This window comes from Methanosarcina spelaei, assembly GCF_002287235.1.
In the GTDB taxonomy this organism is placed as follows: domain Archaea; phylum Halobacteriota; class Methanosarcinia; order Methanosarcinales; family Methanosarcinaceae; genus Methanosarcina; species Methanosarcina spelaei.
This window is the reverse complement of sequence record NZ_LMVP01000281.1, coordinates 1-1,284: the sequence shown is the minus strand read 5'-3', so window position 1 is coordinate 1,284 and position 1,284 is coordinate 1. Positions and strand designations below refer to the sequence as shown.

1 protein-coding gene is annotated in these 1,284 nt (G+C 36.4%); it reads left to right on the top strand.

Annotated features, from left to right (window positions below; translation table 11 throughout):
- Nucleotides 1-54: 54 nt before the first annotated feature.
- The coding region (locus ASJ81_RS12915) for an IS1634 family transposase (RefSeq protein ID WP_095644783.1) at nt 55-1,284 on the top strand (1,230 nt) is incomplete at its 3' end.

Genomic DNA, 1,284 nt, shown 5'->3' with positions numbered 1-1,284 from the left:
TTTTTTATTAATATATAAATATCACAAATGTCCTATCTTTCTTCGGCTTTCATTATGCTTGTTACAACCCGTTCTCTTGATCATCATGGAATCGTTTCTGGCATTTACGATGAACTTGAAATTGGAAAAGTTATTGACGAAGTGCTGCCCAAACTTGGGCAGCACAAGTTATCTCATTCAATTATAGTAAAAGCAATGATTCTTAACTGTCTTGGTTTTGTAGACAGTCGTCTTTACATGTATTCTCAGTACTTTGAAACCCTTCCTGTTGAAAGGCTCTTAGGTCCCGGGATCAGTGCTTCTGACCTTACTGATGATGTTTTAGGTCGAACTCTTGACGAAATATATGAAGCTGATTCTACTCAACTTTTCATGAAACTTGCCATGAAAATGCTGGAAATTGTTAACATCAGGACTCAACTTCTCCAATCTGACACTACTAATTTTAGCCTTCATGGAGACTACGAATATATCGATGGCAGTTCTTCCATCGAAATCACCTATGGTCATGCAAAAGACGGTAGAGATGACCTGAAACGTTTTGGACTTGGAATGATAACAAATCAGTATGGAATACCATTATTTGCAAAGGCTTACTCTGGTAATGCGTCAGATAAAGAAACCATAATTGAAGCAATGAAAAAACTTCAAGAGAATATAACTTTCCCTGCTGACGTTTATTATATAGCTGACAGTGCTTTATACTCTGAAAATAACATCAAATCAATGAGAAAAGGAATGAAGTGGATTACTCGTGTACCTTCAACACTAAATCTTTCAAAAGACTTGTTGATCTCCGATCTTGATTTCAAACCAGGAAAAGATCCACGCTATTCATTTTACGAAACCATTGTTGAATATGGTGGTATCAAGCAAAAATGGGTAGTTGTCCATTCATCTGAAATGCAGAAACGAAAAGATGTTACTTTTGAGAAGAAAATCAAAAGGATTGTCAAAGAAGCTCAAAAAGACCTCAAAGACCTAAAGAAAATAAAGTTTGCCTGTGAAGAGGATGCCAGAGCATCTCTGGAAAGATGGAAGAGAGAAAATCCTCACTGTTTACTTGAAACAGCGGAAATTTCCACGATCTCAAAAAGAGAAAAAGGAAAGAGAGGAAGGCCACAGAAGAATGAAAAGCTTATCGTCCACTATGTTATAAATGCAGAAGCAATCAGGAACGAAGAAATTACACTGAATGAAAAAGAGTATCAAGGAAGGTTTATAATCTCCAGTAACGACACTAATCTTGATGCTGAAAAGATGCTGGATCACTACAAAAACCAG